The sequence below is a fragment of the Allobosea sp. RCC_152_1 genome (genome assembly GCF_041360765.1).
Lineage (GTDB): Bacteria > Pseudomonadota > Alphaproteobacteria > Rhizobiales > Beijerinckiaceae > Allobosea > Allobosea spartocytisi.
In genome coordinates this window covers 639,125-654,101 of record NZ_JBFUPU010000001.1, presented here as the reverse complement: position 1 = coordinate 654,101, position 14,977 = coordinate 639,125, and the positions used below count along the sequence as shown (strand labels likewise).

At 67.2% G+C, this 14,977-nt stretch carries 12 protein-coding genes; 6 read left to right on the top strand and 6 right to left on the bottom strand.

Annotated elements, in window-relative coordinates; translation table 11 throughout:
* Positions 1-20: 20 nt before the first annotated feature.
* From AB6806_RS03035 to AB6806_RS03015, 5 genes are all read left to right on the top strand, one after another.
* On the top strand, positions 21-1,106 hold the full coding sequence (locus AB6806_RS03035) for a DUF2865 domain-containing protein (protein WP_142020583.1): 1,086 nt from the start codon (positions 21-23) through the stop codon (positions 1,104-1,106).
* Between the two features lie 222 nt (positions 1,107-1,328).
* Entirely contained in the window at positions 1,329-2,339 is a 1,011-nt protein-coding gene (locus AB6806_RS03030) for an extracellular solute-binding protein (protein WP_038368487.1), read from the top strand.
* The gene (locus AB6806_RS03025) at positions 2,336-4,021 is read left to right on the top strand and encodes an ABC transporter permease (protein WP_370954084.1); all 1,686 of its coding nucleotides are present in this window, start codon (positions 2,336-2,338) and stop codon (positions 4,019-4,021) included. The genes AB6806_RS03030 and AB6806_RS03025 overlap by 4 nt, the downstream gene beginning before the upstream one ends.
* Before the next feature lie 95 nt (positions 4,022-4,116).
* Positions 4,117-5,880 (top strand): AsmA family protein, encoded by a 1,764-nt coding sequence (locus tag AB6806_RS03020; protein WP_370954083.1) that lies wholly within the window; start codon positions 4,117-4,119, stop codon positions 5,878-5,880.
* A gap of 157 nt (positions 5,881-6,037) precedes the next feature.
* A complete protein-coding gene (locus AB6806_RS03015; protein WP_370954082.1) occupies positions 6,038-7,216 on the top strand; it encodes an E22 family MetX-like putative esterase in 1,179 nt (392 codons plus the stop codon).
* Positions 7,217-7,346: 130 nt separating this feature from the next.
* On the opposite strand, the gene AB6806_RS03010 is transcribed toward AB6806_RS03015, so the two are convergent.
* The 6 genes from AB6806_RS03010 to AB6806_RS02985 all read right to left on the bottom strand — a co-directional run bounded on the left by AB6806_RS03010 (position 7,347) and on the right by AB6806_RS02985 (position 11,747).
* The gene (locus AB6806_RS03010; RefSeq protein WP_370954305.1) at positions 7,347-8,504 is read right to left on the bottom strand and encodes an amidohydrolase; all 1,158 of its coding nucleotides are present in this window, start codon (positions 8,502-8,504) and stop codon (positions 7,347-7,349) included.
* A 116-nt stretch (positions 8,505-8,620) separates the two neighbouring features.
* Positions 8,621-9,244 carry an ATP-dependent Clp protease proteolytic subunit gene (locus tag AB6806_RS03005; protein WP_112761779.1) on the bottom strand — a complete coding sequence of 208 codons (624 nt, stop codon included), beginning with the start codon at positions 9,242-9,244 and terminating at the stop codon, positions 8,621-8,623.
* A 45-nt stretch (positions 9,245-9,289) separates the two neighbouring features.
* The gene (locus AB6806_RS03000) at positions 9,290-9,646 is read right to left on the bottom strand and encodes an SRPBCC family protein (protein ID WP_370954081.1); all 357 of its coding nucleotides are present in this window, start codon (positions 9,644-9,646) and stop codon (positions 9,290-9,292) included.
* Complete coding sequence (locus tag AB6806_RS02995; RefSeq protein ID WP_370954080.1) at positions 9,643-9,957, bottom strand: ArsR/SmtB family transcription factor; 315 nt, start codon at positions 9,955-9,957, stop codon at positions 9,643-9,645. Before AB6806_RS02995 ends, AB6806_RS03000 begins: the two co-directional genes overlap by 4 nt.
* 463 nt (positions 9,958-10,420) lie before the next feature.
* Positions 10,421-11,020 carry a hypothetical protein gene (locus AB6806_RS02990; RefSeq protein WP_370954079.1) on the bottom strand — a complete coding sequence of 200 codons (600 nt, stop codon included), beginning with the start codon at positions 11,018-11,020 and terminating at the stop codon, positions 10,421-10,423.
* Between the two features lie 97 nt (positions 11,021-11,117).
* Entirely contained in the window at positions 11,118-11,747 is a 630-nt protein-coding gene (locus AB6806_RS02985; protein ID WP_370954078.1) for a MarC family protein, read from the bottom strand.
* A 211-nt stretch (positions 11,748-11,958) separates the two neighbouring features.
* On the opposite strand from AB6806_RS02985, the gene gyrA reads away from it, so the two are divergent.
* The gene (gene gyrA / locus AB6806_RS02980; RefSeq protein WP_038368504.1) at positions 11,959-14,766 is read left to right on the top strand and encodes a DNA gyrase subunit A; all 2,808 of its coding nucleotides are present in this window, start codon (positions 11,959-11,961) and stop codon (positions 14,764-14,766) included.
* Positions 14,767-14,977: the final 211 nt, after the last annotated feature.

The following is a 14,977-nucleotide window of genomic DNA, read 5'->3' as shown; positions in this document are numbered from 1 at the left end:
AGCGTGGTTTGGAGTGGCGCATGTTGCGTGTCCGTGATGGGTTCGAGCAGGCTTCCGCCTGCGGCGGGCAAGCTGTTGTCGCGGCATTCCGCCAGTCGCATCCCGCCGCCCCCCTGCCCGCGCGCAAGCCGTCGCGGAGCCGGCGTCTCATCGCGATGACCGCCGCCGGCCTCGCGCTCGGCGCCGGCGGCGCGATCCTGACGGCGTCCCTGGTCCAGGCCGAGGACGATGCCGGCATCCGCTCTTTCTTCATCGAGGAAGCCGCCCGCAAGGCCCAGCGCCAGGCCGATGCCTCGCCGCAGGCGAACGCCTATGCGCCGACCGGCAATGGCTGGCGCCTGCCCCTGTTCCGGAGTGGCGCGGATGGACGGCTCGCGCAGCCCGTGCTCGACCTCAATCCGTTTCGCCGCAATGCCCGCAAGGTCGCGCAGCGGCCGAACAAACCCGCCCCCAAAATCACCCGGACCGACACGCTGTCGGCCACGGCGAGGACCGCCCAGACGATCTGCGTCCGGCTTTGCGACGGCTTCCACGCGCCGATCGGCCATCTGCGCGCCTCGTCCGACCTGAAGGCGCATCAGGCGCTCTGCGAGGCGATGAACCCCGGCCTGCCGGTCAAGGTCTTCACCGTCGCTGCCGGGGCCGCCTCCATCGACAATGCCGTCGCGGCCGATGGCCAGCGCTACGGCGCCCTGCCGACCGCCTACAGGCACGAGACATCCGCCAACCCCGCCTGCCGCCCCGCGATCGTGCAGGCTGGCGAGCAGCGCGTCTCGCTGCTGCGCGATATCACCTTGCGGCCCGGCGACAGTGTCGTGCTGGACGGCAAGGTCTCGACCTTCACGGGCGGATCGAGCTGGCCCTATAGCCGCCGCGATTTCCGCGATTTCCGCTCGGCCTCCGAACTCACCAAGGCCCAGCGCCGCCAGATCGACGAGCAGGTCGGCATCTCGCGGATGGAGGCGGAGGCGCGCAGCCTGCGCCGGCAGATGCGGGTTCGCGAAGCCAGCCTCGAGGGCGATACGGTGATGAGCGACGCCGTCCTGCGCGGATCGCTCGATTCCGACACGCGCGGCGCGGTGCGGATGATTCCAATTTCACGATAACGGCAGCGCGGCTCGTTCGACGAAAGCCGTACGACTAGCAGCGCCGGAAATTCGCGAAGCTTTTCCGTGCGATGCTCGCCTTCTTAGAACCAGTCAAAATAAGAACCACTCTAGAAACCGTATAAGACATTGATTTTAAAAGACTATCCTGTTGACGGAGACGTCGCGGGGCCTTTATCCCTCGCCCAACGCAGCGACTTGCCCAACCGAGGGAACACAAGAATGATCGGAAAGAAGCATCTTGGCCTGCTGGCCCTGTCGTCCTGCCTGCTCGGGGCGCCGGCCTTCGCCCAGAGCGTCAATCTCTACACGACGCGCGAGCCCGCCCTCCTCAACCCGGTGCTGGAAGCCTTCACCGCCGATACCGGCATCAAGGTCAACGCGGTCTTCCTGAAGGACGGCTTGCAGGAGCGCATCCGCGCCGAGGGCGCCAACAGCCCGGCCGATCTGATGCTCCTCGTCGATGTCGGCGAGATCAACGCCGCCGTCGATGCCGGCATCACCCAGCCGCTCAAATCGACGACCATCGAGAAGGTCGTGCCGGCGCAGCTTCGCCCCGACGACAACTGGGTCACGCTGACCAAGCGCGCGCGCATCGTCGTCGCCTCGAAGGAGCGCGTGGCGCAGGACGCCATCACCTATGAGGAGCTGGCGGATCCGAAGTGGAAGGGCAAGTTCTGCATCCGCGCCGGCCAGCACCCCTACAACAACGCCTTCTTCGCCGCCTATGTCGCCCATAACGGCCCGGACAAGGCCGAGGGCTATCTGAAGGCCCTGCGCGCCAACGCGGCCCGCAAGCCCGGCGGCGGCGACCGCGACGTCGCCCGCGACATCCAGTCCGGCCTCTGCGACGTCGCCATCATCAACACCTACTATATCGGCCTGATGAGCCAGGCGAAGAACGAGCAGAAGGGCTGGTTCGACGCGATCAAGCCGCTCAAGACCACCTTCGCCAATGGCGGCACGCATGTGAACGTCTCGGCCGTCGCTCTGGCGAAGAACGCGCCGAACAAGGACAACGCCGTGAAGCTCGTCGACTACATGCTCGGCGAGAAGGCCCAGGCCCTCTATGCCAACGGCAATTTCGAGTTCCCGGTCAACGCCGCCGTCACCGACAGCGCCGCCGTGAAGCTGCTCGGCCCGGTCACGCCGGACAAGCTGCCGCTCTCGGAGGTCGCCAAGCAGCGCAAATCCGCGGCCGATCTCGTCGACAAGGTCGGTTTCGACAGTTGAGCCCGGGCACGACGCTCGCGCTTTCGCGGCGGCCGCCATTCGCTTGGCGGCCGTCGACGCGTTTTGCCTTCGTCTCGCTTCTCGGCGCGGCGCTCGTGCTGATGCCGCTGGCGGCGCTGGTCGCGACCGCCCTGTCCTCGCGCGAGGCGGCGGAGATCTGGCCGCATCTTGCCGCCAATGTGCTGCCGGCCGCGCTCGGCCAGACCGCGCTGCTGCTCGCCGGCGTCGGGATCCTGTGCGCCGTGATCGGCACGGGCACCGCCTGGCTGGTGACCCAGTACGAGTTCCCCGGCCGGCGCTCGCTCGAATGGCTGCTCGCCTTGCCGCTGGCGCTGCCGACCTACATCACCGCCTATATCTACGTCGAATTCCTCGGCTTCAACGGCCCGCTGCAAGCCGCGCTGCGCGCCCTGACGGGCTGGCGCTCGCTGCGCGACTACTGGTTTCCGGACCCGCGCAACCTGGCCGGCGCGGTCGTCATCATGGCGCTCGTGCTCTACCCTTATGTCTATCTGAGCACCCGCGCGCTCTTCGGCATCCAGGGCGCCTCCATCGTCGAGGCCGCCCGCACGCTCGGCGCCGGCCGGGCGAGGCTGTTCTGGCGCATCGGCCTGCCGCTTGCGCGGCCGGCGCTGGCGGCCGGGCTCACCCTCGTCCTGCTCGAGACGCTGAACGACATCGGCGCGACCGAATATCTCGGCGTCCGCTCGCTGACGCTCTCGATCTACACGACCTGGCTCAATCGCGGCTCGCTGGCGGGCGCCGCCCAGATCGCCTGCGTCATGCTGCTCGTCGTCTTCGCCCTGATCGCCGTCGAGGCGAAGCTGCGCGGCCAGCGTCGCTTCGCCCTCTCCGCGCGCCAGCCGCGCGCGCTTGCCCGCAAGCGGCTGCATGGCCGCGACGCCCTATTGGCCGTGCTGGCCTGCGCGCTGCCGGTGCTGTTCGGCGCGGCGCTGCCGATCGGATATCTGCTGGTCGAGGTGCTGCAGCGTGACCTGTCGAGCCAGCTCGACACCGGCCTCCTGCGCCTGCTCGGCAACGCGCTGCTGCTTGCGGGCACCGCGGCGCTGCTGGTCGTCGGGCTCGGGATCGGGATCGTCACGGCCGGGCGGCGTGGCCGCGAAGCCTGGCTGAAGCCGCTCGCGCGCCTTGCCGCCCTGGGCTATGCGGTGCCGGGCACGGTGCTGGCGCTCGGCCTGCTGGTGCCGCTCGCCGGCTTCGACAATGCCATCGCCAACGCGTCGCGGCAGTTTCTCGGGCTGAATCCCGGGCTGATCCTGATCGGCTCGGGCGCGGCGCTCGTCATCGCCTATGTCGTGCGCTTCCTCGCCATCGGCATCTCCGGCGTGGAGAGCGGGCTCGCCCGCGTCTCGCCGCGCATCGACGATGCGGCGCGCGGACTCGGTGCCGGCGGTGCGGAAATCCTGCAGCGCCTGCACTGGCCCCTCGCCCGCCCCGCCATTGCCGCGGCCGCCCTGCTCGTCTTCGTCGACGGGCTCAAGGAACTCCCCGCGACGCTGCTGCTGCGGCCGCTCAACCTCGACACGCTGGCGACGGTCGTCTATGGGCACGCCTCCCGCGGCGTCTTCGAGGAAGGCGCGCTCGCGGCTTTGCTCATCATCCTCGCCGGCCTCTATCCCGCCATGATTCTGGCGAGAACCGGTGCAAACCAAAGGGGATAGCCGGCTCTGCCGGCTCGACAAGCGGCATCGATCGGCCTAAACCCTGTGCCGCCAGGGGGCTGGCTGACTTTCGGCCCGTACCGATTCGGAAGTCCATGACCAAACGCGCCGCGTTTCTCGCCTTCAGCCTCGTTGTCGCGATCGGCCTGCTCGGAGTGCAGTCCTGGAACCTCGCGCTCGGCCGGGTCGAGCGGCGCGCCATCGTGGCGATCGAGGAGCGAACCGGCTTCGTCGTCAGGTCGCTCGAGCGTGCCGAGATCGCCTTCCTGCCGCTGCCGCGCATCAGCCTGTCCAAAGTGGTCTTCTCACAGCGTGACGGCACCGTCGCCGGCGAGGCCCTCCGGGTCAGGGGCTATCTGCGCCTGCTGCCGCTGCTCACGGGCCGGCTCAGCTTCGACCGCGTCGATCTCCTCGCGCCGCAGATCGACGTCGCCGTGGCGGCCGAGAGCGACGGGCTGACCGACTGGCTGGCCCCGCCTTTGGCCGAGCTGGAGAAGCTGCGGAGCCAGGGCCGCATCGTCATCCGCTCCGGCTCCGTGTTCCTGCGCAGCGGCACCGCGATCCAGAGCATCGTGCGCGACGTCAACCTGGTCATCGACGAGCGCGAGCAGAACGAGCCCTTCAGCCTCGCCGGCTCGTTCAAATGGCGGGGGGTGCCGACCGATGTCAGCCTTCTCTGGCCGGTCGTCGGCGGCAGCGCCAAGGCCGCCCTCTCCGCCGCCTCGCCCCTGCTGAAGCTGCGCTTCGAGGGCACGCGCTCCGGCCCCGGCGAGCCGGTCGTGACGGGCATGCTCGCCCTCTCCACGCCTTCCGTTCCCGGGCTGCTCGACTGGTTCGGCGAGAAGTCGCGGCTGTCGGCCGCGCTCGGCGCCCTGACGCTCAATGCCGACCTTCAATTGAAACCGCGGGAAGCCTCCTTCAACAATGCCGTGGCAAGCCTCGACGGCGACCGCCTCGACGGCGTCGTGAAGCTGACGGATGTCGACGGCCGCTTCGCGCTGTCGGGCACGCTGGCCGGCGCCAGCCTCGACCTGGGGCGCCTGATCGACCGGCTGCCGCTGCCTGCGATCGATGCCCGCGACACCAGCCCGTTCAATCTCGACGGCTGGACGGGGCGCGATATCGACCTGCGGATCTCGGTCGATGCCGCCCGGCTGAACGGCGCCCGCCTCGCCGATGTCGCGACCTATGTCCTGGTCAAGAAGGGCCGCTTCGAGACCGGCCTCCTGCGCGCCTCGGCCTATGGCGGCACGGTCAAGGGCCGCCTCCTCGCGGTGAGCGCACCGACCGGCGTGGATGTGAAGGTCCAGGCGGGGGTCGACAAGGTCGATTTCGGCCGCGCCGCGGCGGATGTGCCCCGGCTGGCGCGGCTCACCGGCACCGGCGGCTTCCAGCTCGCTCTGGACGGCGCAGGCCGGACCTTCGACGAGTTGCTCGGCGCGATGACCGGGCGCGCCGGCATCAACCTGAAGCAGGGCGAGATCGGCGGCGTCGCCCTCTCCGAGCTCCTGCGCCGGGCGGAGCGAAACCCGTCGCTTCTCCTGCGCGACTGGCGCCAGGGCAAGACGCCTTTCGACGCGCTGGCCGCCAATGCCGGCATCGCCAACGGGCTGCTCGTGCTGACCGATGCGCAAGTGAGCGGATCGAATTATCGGCTCAATCTCTCCGGCAATGCCTCGCTGCGCTCGCGCCTGCTCGACATGCGCGCCACGCTCGCCTCGCTCAACGGCTCGCTCAGGCTGCCGCTCCTCCTCACCGGCCCCGTCGACGCCCCCGATCTCGATCTGGAGAGCGAGGCCTTCCTCAGCCCGACCGGCAGCACCGGCACCGCGGCGGTTCCGGCCTTGCTCGGGCGCTGATCGTTTCGGGACCTCGCGCCATTCCGCCTCGCGTCGCATCGTCTTCACGCGAACCGGTATCCGCTTCGCCCGAAAAGGCTCTCGCTTTCCCCTCCCGCGAAAATCCGGTCTGATGCCGCGTGGCCTCACGAAGGCCGCGGGAGGTGGAGGGAACGACATGCGGATAGGGATCACGGGCGCGCTTGCGCTCGCAGCGATGATGGTGACGGGAATGGCCGGGGCGCAGGAGACGATCGTCGAGAAGAAGGTCTTCGAGCTGCCGAGCTTCACGACCCAATCGGGACGCACGCTGAAGCAGGTCCGCGTCGGCTGGGAGAGCTACGGCACGCTCAATGCCGACAAATCCAACGCCGTGCTGATCTGCCACTTCTTCTCCGGCAACTCGCACGCCGCCGGCAAATACGACGCCGCGGACGCCGCGCCGGGCTATTGGGACGCGATCATCGGCCCCGGCAAGGCGATCGACACCAACACGTATTTCGTCATCGCCTCCGACACGCTGGTCAACCTCAACACCGGCGACCCGAAGACGACGACCACCGGCCCGGCCTCGATCGATCCGGATACCGGCAAGCCTTACGGCCTGAATTTCCCGATCGTCGGCGTCCGCGACTTCGTCGAGGTCCAGAAGGCGCTGGTCGAAAGCCTCGGCATCAAGAAGCTCGCCCTCGTCGCCGGCCCCTCGATGGGTTCGCTCCAGACCTTCGAATGGGCGGCGAGCCATCCCGAGATGGTCGCCAAGGCGATGCCGGTGATCGGCGCGGCCGAGGCCGACGCGATGCTGATCGGCTGGCTCGACGTCTGGGCGGCGCCGATCCTGGCCGACGCCAACTGGAACAATGGCGATTATTACGGCAAGGCCCCGCCGCTCGCCGGGCTCGCCAAGGCGCTGACGGCGGTGACGCTCCATGCCAACCATCAGGACTGGGCCAACGCCACCTTCGGCCGCCGCCCGGCCAAGGAAGGCGAGAATCCGGGCAAGACGCTCGCCGACAAGTTCCAGGTCCAGAGCGTGCTCGACAATGCCGGCATGGCCCGCGCCAAGCTCTCCGACGCCAACCACTTCCTCTATCTGGTCAAGGCGAACCAGCTCTTCACCACCGGCGGCACTTCGCTGGCCGACGGCATGGCCAAGATCAGGGCGCCGATGCTCTACATCACCCAGCCGAAGGACCTCGTCTTCACGCCGGATGCGGTGGAGCGCACGCTGAAGGCCGCGAAGGATGCCGGGCGCGACATCACCCATGTCACCATCGACGGCGTTCGCGGCCATCTCGACGGCGTCATCTCGATGAAGCAGGCGGAGGGCGCGATCCGGGCCTTCCTGGAGAAGTAGGTTCGCTTGACGCGAAACACGTCATTCCGGGCTTGACCCGGAATCCATCGGAGAGCGCTCAAGCCCTGTGATGGATTCCGGATCGGCGCCGCCAAGGCGGCTTGTCCGGAATGACCACTCGCCTCCGGGCTCAGGCGGCCGGCAACCGCTTGCGCACGATCCCGGCGTGGAAGCGCGCGCCATGGAGCAGTCCCGCATCGTCGAAATCGTAATGCGGATTGTGAAGCGGCGCGCTGTCGCCATTGCCGAGGAAGACGAAGCAGCCCGGCACATGATCGAGAAAGCGGGCGAAATCCTCCGATCCCGTGAAGGGCTCGGACACGACCGAGGCATTCTCCGTGCCGAGCAGGCTCCTCGCCACGCCGAGGGCTTCCTCCGTCAGCGCCGGATCGTTCAGGAGCGGCACGAATTCGCGCGTATAGGTCACCGCGTGCTCGACATTGTAGGCCCGCGAAATCCCGTCCGCGATCACGCGCATCTGCGCCTCGATATCGGCGCTGACGGCGGGGCTGAAGCTGCGGGCATCGCCGAGGATGCGCGCTTCCCCCGGCAAGGCGTTGCGCGTTCCGTCGGTGATCAGCTCCGTCACCGAGACGACGGCGATATCCGTCGGGCTCAGGCGTCGCGAAACGATGGTCTGCAGGCTCGTGACGAGGGCGCAGGCGGCGACGAGCGTCTCATTGCCGACATGGGGACGCGCCGCGTGGCCGCCGACCCCGCGCAGGACGATCTCGAAATTATCCTCCGCCGACATGATCGCGCCGGGGCGGGTCTGGAAGCGGCCGACGCCCAGGCCCGGCGCATTGTGCAGCCCGTAGATCTCGGTGAAGGGAAAGCGCTCCATCACGCCGTCATCGAGCATGGCGAGCGCCCCCCGCCCCCATTCCTCGGCCGGCTGGAAGATGAAGCGCACCGTGCCGTCGAAGCCGCCTTCCGCCGCCAGCAGCTTCGCGGCCCCAAGCAGCATCGCGGTATGGCCGTCATGGCCGCAGGCATGCATGACGCCGGGATTGCGCGAGCGATACGGTGCCTCGCCCTGCTCGGGGATGCGAAGCGCGTCCATATCGGCCCGGAGCGCGATCGCCCGGTTGCCGCTGCCGCGCTTCAGGGTTCCGACGACCCCTGTGCCGCCGACGCCGGCAACGACCTCGTCGAGGCCGAACTCGCGCAGTTTGGCGGCGACGAAGGCGCCGGTACGCTGCTCCTCGAAACCGAATTCCGGGTGAGCGTGCAGGTCGCGCCGCCAGGCGGTCATCTCCTGCACCAGATGGTCGAGATCGATCGTCACGGCTTGTCCCTCGCTCCAGGCGGTGCGCTTCGGTCGCGCGCCGGGACGATAGCCCAGCGCCCGCGAGAGAGGCGCTGCAATTGCCCCTTCGATCTGCAAGGTTTTTTCTCGGCCGGTTATGGTTGCATGGTCGCGTCCGGTCGCTCATCCATCCGGTGGACGATCCGGTCGATCAGCCCCCATTCCAGCCCCTCCTCCGCGGTCATGAAGCGGTCGCGGTCGAGCGTGCGCTCCACCTCCTCGTAGCTGCGCCCGCAATGCTCGGCATAGAGGCGCGTGAGGCGGCGCTTGGTCTGCTGGATCTCCTCGGCATGGATGAGGAAATCCGAGGCCTGCCCCTGGAAGCCGCCGAGCGGCTGGTGGACATGCAGGCTGGCATTGGGCAAGGCGGCGCGCTCGCCGGGCTCGCCGGCCATCAGCAGGAAGGAGCCCATCGAGCGGGCCGTGCCCATGCACAGCGTATGCACGGGCGCGCGGATGTAGCGCATCGTGTCGTACATCGCGAAGCCGCTGGTCACGACGCCGCCCGGCGAGTTGATGTAGAGATGGATCGGCCGCTTCGGGTTCTCCGCCTCCAGGAACAGGAGCTGCGCGCAGACCAGCGCGCTCATGGCATCGTTGACCTCGCCGTTGACGAAGACGATCCGCTCGCGCAGCAGCCGGGAATAGATGTCGAAAGAGCGCTCCCCGCGGCTCGACTGCTCGACGACCATAGGGACGAGTTGCATCGCTTCGCGCATCGGCGAACTCCAAAGGCTCGACGTTGGATCGGAGAGTGGCGGGCGTCAGGCTGCGCGCAGCATCGGCGGCGCGTTGCCGTTGGCCGCCCGCGGGATCTGGCGGGTGCCGCGCTCCGCAAGCTCGTGAATCACATGCAGGCGGGTTCCGCCGGCTGCGTCGAAGGCGACCCGGAACGTGACGACGCTTTCCAGAAAGGGCGGCTCGTCCTCGCGCATGCGATAGGAGATCGCCTCCCCCGGCGCGAGCACGGTCGGCTGCGGATCGGCCAGCGCCGCGCCCGGAAGCCAGGCTTCCCGGAGGGCCGGAATGCTGATCGCGCGCCAGACCTTTTCCGGCGGCTCGTCGAGCCGATATTCCAGGACGAGAGCGCCGGAGGGCCCTTCCAGATCATCTGCGCTCATTGGTCCATCTCCTTGAGCAAGCCCTTGAGAGCCTCGATGCGCTGCGGCCAGTAGGCGCGGTACTTCGCCAGCCATTGCGCGATCAGCGCAAGACCCTCGGGATCGACCTCGTAATTGACGAAGCGGCCCTGCCGCTCCTCGCGAACGAGCCCGGCACTGCGCAGGACCGAAAGATGCTGCGACATCGCCGGCTGGCTGATGGCGATGCCCTCGCGCAAGGCGCTGGCGTTCATGCCGCCCGCCGCCAGCTTCTCGAAGATCGCCCGCCGCGTCGGGTCGGCCAGCGCCTTGAAGATCTCGTTCTCGATCATGCCATCACATAAGCACGTACTTATATGATTCGCAACGGGTCATGGAGAACGCCCGCGCCGAAAGCCCCGTCCAGGCTCGGCCTGCGGGGTTTTCCGTCTGGCGCTCCTGAGGGGATGCGCGGGGTCCGGGCGGCGCGCGATCCTGAGCCGCGTGCCGAATGTCGATGTCGAATGTCGAAGTCGATGCGGCGCCGACCGGCCCCGCCCGAACCCCGCGCGCGGTTGTCTATGAGGCCTCCCGCCAAGGCTTGAACCGGGCCTGCCTATTCGGCCCGGCGGCGAGAAACCCCTCCGGACCAAGGCTCACCATCCGTGGCGCAAGATCCGAACACCGCATCCCGCCCGGCCGCACGATGCCTCGCGACAGCCCCCTTGGTCGGGCGGGATGGCTGGGAGGATAGGCGTGCGGCGGGTGGCGGGGGATAAGTTGAGGAACCGAGGAGGGGGCTTTCTGCTTAGGGTGCTATCGAACCGGATCCATTCGGAATCGAAACTGCGGCTTTGCCAAGATACGAACAAAGAGGAGAATGGCGAAGCGGGCGTCCTCTTCACATATTTCTATGGCCGCACGTCGTTCGCTCAGAGCGCGTTGATCAATGTGGCTCGCATCGTCGACCGTCCTAAAATGAGTGAGTGCGTTTCGAAGTTCTGCCAGTCGAAGAAGGTCTCTTTCATCTTCTTCTCCCAAGATGCCGGCTGACCTCCCGGCAACGACGATATCTCGGAACCAGGGACGATCTTTTAGGCGGATGGTCGAAACACCCTTGATCTCATTCGACAGTGAAAGCAGACCTATTTCCGCCGTCAATACATTCTCGAGCACACACTGGCTAAGAAGAATTACCGACAGAAAATTGCCTTGAATGAAGGCTTGTCGAGTCTCGGTATAAGCAAACTGAGCAGGCGTTCCGCCCGGCAGCAGAAGGCCGCGCCCTTGCCCAAAGTCGGCCTCGAAGGCGAGGAGCAGACGCAATCTGGCAACGCGGCCCGACAGGTCATCGTGCAGATCGGCCAGCAAAAACTGTAGCGCTATTGTTTCTGGCGGTAGGGGTTCAAACATCATTTTCCTAGGCTAATGGGAAAGCTGTCGGTCGCGTCGTCGATTAACCCAGAACTAAATGTTATGAATAATCTGCCTTGTGCCGAAAGCCGAACCGCCCCTACCCCGCCATCGCCGCCTTCACACCGTCGATCACGAACTGCACGGCCAGCGCCGCCAGGATCACGCCGAGCAGGCGCGTCAGCACGACATTGCCGGTGATGCCGAGCAGCTTCGAGATCGAACTGGCCGCGAGGAACACCGCCAGGCAGCACAGGATCACCAGCCCGCAGATCACCGCCAGGGTAATCAGCAGCACCGCGTCGCCATGAGCCCGGCCCGCCAGCAGGATCGTTGCGGTGAGCGCGCCCGGCCCGGCCATCAGCGGGGTCGCCAGCGGGAAGGCCGCGACGTTGCGGATGTGGTCCTTGGTGATCGCCGTATCGGCCGTCTGCTGCTTGCGCTCGGTGCGGCGCTCGAACACCATCTCGAAGGCGATCCAGAACAGCAGCAAACCGCCGGCGATGCGGAAGGCCGGCAACGACACGCCGAGCGCCTTGAGCACGACGTCCCCCGCCACTCCGAAGAAGCCGATGATGCAGAAGGCGATAATCGAGGCGCGCACCGCCACCTGGCGCCGCTCCGCCGCCGACATGCCGCGCGTCAGCGACAGGAAGATCGGGGCGAGACCCGGCGGATCGAGCGTCACCAGCATGGTGACGAGCGCGGCGGTGGCGAATTCGGTGAACATGGCGGCGACTTGACCACGAGTTTCGGCCCGCGTCATCCGTGAACAAAGGCGGGATTGTGGCAGGGCGCGCCGGACGCCCGAAAAACAAGCCATAACAATATGAAATCATTCATGAAATTTTTGCTTGGACAGCGTCGGCTTTTGCTGGCGCCAAGGCGCGGAATCGGGTAGCCAGAAGCCTGAAAACGAATAGAAATCGGGATATTCCCTCTTGAGCGACGACAACGACGACAAGCGCGACGACGCCCCGGGTTTCGGCGGCGACATCAAGCCGATCGCGATCACCGACGAGATGAAGAAGAGCTATCTCGATTACGCCATGAGCGTGATCGTGAGCCGCGCTCTGCCCGATGTCCGCGACGGCCTGAAGCCCGTTCATCGCCGCATCCTGTTCTCGATGCACGAGAACAAGAACCTGCCGGACCGCCCCTACACCAAATGCGCCCGCATCGTCGGCGACACGATGGGTAAATACCATCCGCACGGCAACCTCGCGGTCTATGACGCGCTGGTGCGCATGGCGCAGGATTTCTCGCTGCGCCTGCCGCTGATCGACGGCCAGGGCAATTTCGGCTCGATGGACGGCGACAGCCCCGCCGCCGACCGTTACACCGAGGCGCGCCTCGACAAGGCGGCGATGCCGCTGCTGGAAGACCTCGACCTCGACACCGTCAGCTTCCAGCCGAACTATGACGGCAAGGAACATGAGCCGACCGTCCTGCCGGCGCGCTATCCCAACCTGCTCGTCAACGGCGCCGGCGGCATCGCGGTCGGCATGGCGACCAACATCCCGCCGCATAACCTCGGCGAGGTCATCGACGCCTGCGTCGCCTATATCAACGATCCCGAGATCTCGATCGACGACCTGATCGAGATCGTTCCCGGCCCGGACTTCCCGACCGGCGCCTCGATCATGGGCCGCAGCGGCATCCATTCCGCCTACCACACCGGTCGCGGCTCGATCGTGATGCGCTCGAAGACGCATATCGAGGAGCTGCGCAAGGAGCGCGAGGCGATCATCGTCACCGAGATTCCCTATCAGGTGAACAAGGCGACGATGGTCGAGAAGATCGCCGATCTCGTGCGCGAGAAGCGCATCGAGGGCATCTCGGACCTGCGCGACGAGTCGAGCCGCGAGGGCGTGCGCGTCGTCATCGAGGTCAAGCGCGACGCCGTCGCCGACGTCGTGCTGAACCAGCTCTACCGCTTCACCCCGCTGCAGACCTCCTTCGGCGCCAATATGGTGGCGCTGAATGGCGGCCGCCCCGAGGTGCTCAACCTCAAGGACTTCATCTCGGCCTTCGTCGAGTTCCGCGAGGAGGTCGTCTCCCGGCGCACGCGCTTCCTGCTCAACAAGGCCCGCGAGCGTGCCCATGTGCTCTGCGGCCTCGCCACCGCCGTCGCGAACATCGACGAGGTCATCCGCCTGATCCGCACCGCGCCGACCCCGGCCGCAGCGCATGAATCGCTGATGGCGCGCGACTGGCCGGCCGAAGACATCGCGCCGCTGATCGCGCTGGTCGACGATCCCCGCCACCCGATGAACCCGGATGGCACCTATCGCCTTTCCGACGCGCAGGCCAAGGCGATCCTCGAATTGCGCCTCGCCCGCCTGACCGCCCTCGGCCGCGACGAGATCGGCGACGAGCTGGAAAAGCTCGCCAAGGAGATCGCGGATTATCTCGACATCCTGCGCTCGCGCGCCCGCATCCAAGAGATCGTCAAGACCGAGCTCGCCGAGGTGAGGGCCGCCTTCGCCACGCCGCGGCGCACCACCATCGAGGATTGGGGCTCCGACCTCGACGATGAGGACCTGATCGCCCGCGAGGACATGGTCGTCACCGTCTCGCATGGCGGCTACATCAAGCGCGTGCCGCTCTCGACCTACCGGGCGCAGCGGCGCGGCGGCAAGGGCCGCTCCGGCATGGCGACCAAGGACGAGGATTTCGTCGCGCGGCTGTTCGTGGCCAACACGCATACGCCGGTGCTGTTCTTCTCCTCCGAAGGCCAGGTCTACAAGGAGAAGGTCTGGCGGCTGCCGCTCTCGGCGCCGAACGCCCGCGGCAAGGCGCTGGTCAACATGCTGCCGATCGAGGCCGGCGAGCGCATCACCACGATCATGCCGCTGCCGGAGGACGAGGCGAGCTGGGAGACGCTCGACGTGATGTTCGCCACCGCCTCGGGCGGGGTGCGCCGCAACAAGCTCTCGGACTTCGTCAACGTCAATCGCGCCGGCAAGATCGCGATGAAGCTCGACGAGGGCGACCACATCGTCGACGTGCAGATCTGCACCGAGAATGACGACGTGCTGCTGACCACGGCCAACGGCCAGTGCATCCGCTTCGCGGTGCCGGAGGTGCGCGTCTTCAAGGGTCGCGACTCGACCGGCGTGCGCGGCATCAACCTGGCCAAGGACGACGAGGTCATCTCGCTGGCGATCCTGCGCCATCTCGACGCCACCCCGGACGAGCGCGCCGCCTATCTCAAGCGCGCCGCAGCCAACCGCCGTGCTCTCAACGGCGAGGCCGACGAGGCGACGGAGGCCGTTCCGGTGGCCGAGGCCGATGCCGAGGAGAGCGCCTCGGGCGATATCGAGCTCGGGCAGGAGAAATACGCCGCCATGGGCGCGGCCGAGCAGTTCATCCTGACGATCTCGGAGAGGGGCTACGGCAAGCGCACCTCCTCCTTCGAGTACCGGGTGACCGGGCGCGGCGGCAAGGGCATCGTCGCCATGGTCGTCAACGACCGCAACGGCAAGCTCGTCGCCTCCTTCCCGGCGGTGGACTCGGACCAGCTCATGCTCGTCACCGATGGCGGCCAGCTCATCCGCGTGCCGGTCGATGCCGGCCCGGACAACCGCATCCGCATCGCCGGCCGTTCGACGCAGGGCGTGACGGTGTTCAACACCGCCAAGGACGAGAAGGTCGTCTCGGTCGAGTGCATCAACGACGATGGCGAGAGCGAAGGCGACGAGGAAACCGGTGACGAAGCGCCGGGCGCGGAGCCGACGGAAGGCTGAGAGATCAGCCTTCTATGGAAACATCTGCAAGTGCTGTCTGATGTTTCCATCTCTCGCGCATGTCATCCCGGGCGACTGAAGGGAGACCCGGGAGCCATGCCCGAACGGTCTTCGGCACCGCTCCGGCATGGATCCCGGATCGGCGCGGCTGCGCCGCTTGTCCGGGATGACGTGCCCCCGCCGGCAGCTCCATACCGAGCAGAGCCGCGAA

Bases quoted from the DNA above. Each gene is read 5' to 3' on its own strand.
- AB6806_RS03035 (WP_142020583.1), top strand. From the start codon at position 21: ATGTTGCGTGTCCGTGATGGGTTCGAGCAGGCTTCCGCCTGCGGCGGG.
- AB6806_RS03030 (WP_038368487.1), top strand. From the start codon at position 1,329: ATGATCGGAAAGAAGCATCTTGGCCTGCTGGCCCTGTCGTCCTGCCTG.
- AB6806_RS03020 (WP_370954083.1), top strand. From the start codon at position 4,117: ATGACCAAACGCGCCGCGTTTCTCGCCTTCAGCCTCGTTGTCGCGATC.
- AB6806_RS03015 (WP_370954082.1), top strand. From the start codon at position 6,038: ATGCGGATAGGGATCACGGGCGCGCTTGCGCTCGCAGCGATGATGGTG.
- AB6806_RS03005 (WP_112761779.1), bottom strand. From the start codon at position 9,244: ATGCGCGAAGCGATGCAACTCGTCCCTATGGTCGTCGAGCAGTCGAGC.
- AB6806_RS03000 (WP_370954081.1), bottom strand. From the start codon at position 9,646: ATGAGCGCAGATGATCTGGAAGGGCCCTCCGGCGCTCTCGTCCTGGAA.
- AB6806_RS02995 (WP_370954080.1), bottom strand. From the start codon at position 9,957: ATGATCGAGAACGAGATCTTCAAGGCGCTGGCCGACCCGACGCGGCGG.
- AB6806_RS02990 (WP_370954079.1), bottom strand. From the start codon at position 11,020: ATGATGTTTGAACCCCTACCGCCAGAAACAATAGCGCTACAGTTTTTG.
- AB6806_RS02985 (WP_370954078.1), bottom strand. From the start codon at position 11,747: ATGTTCACCGAATTCGCCACCGCCGCGCTCGTCACCATGCTGGTGACG.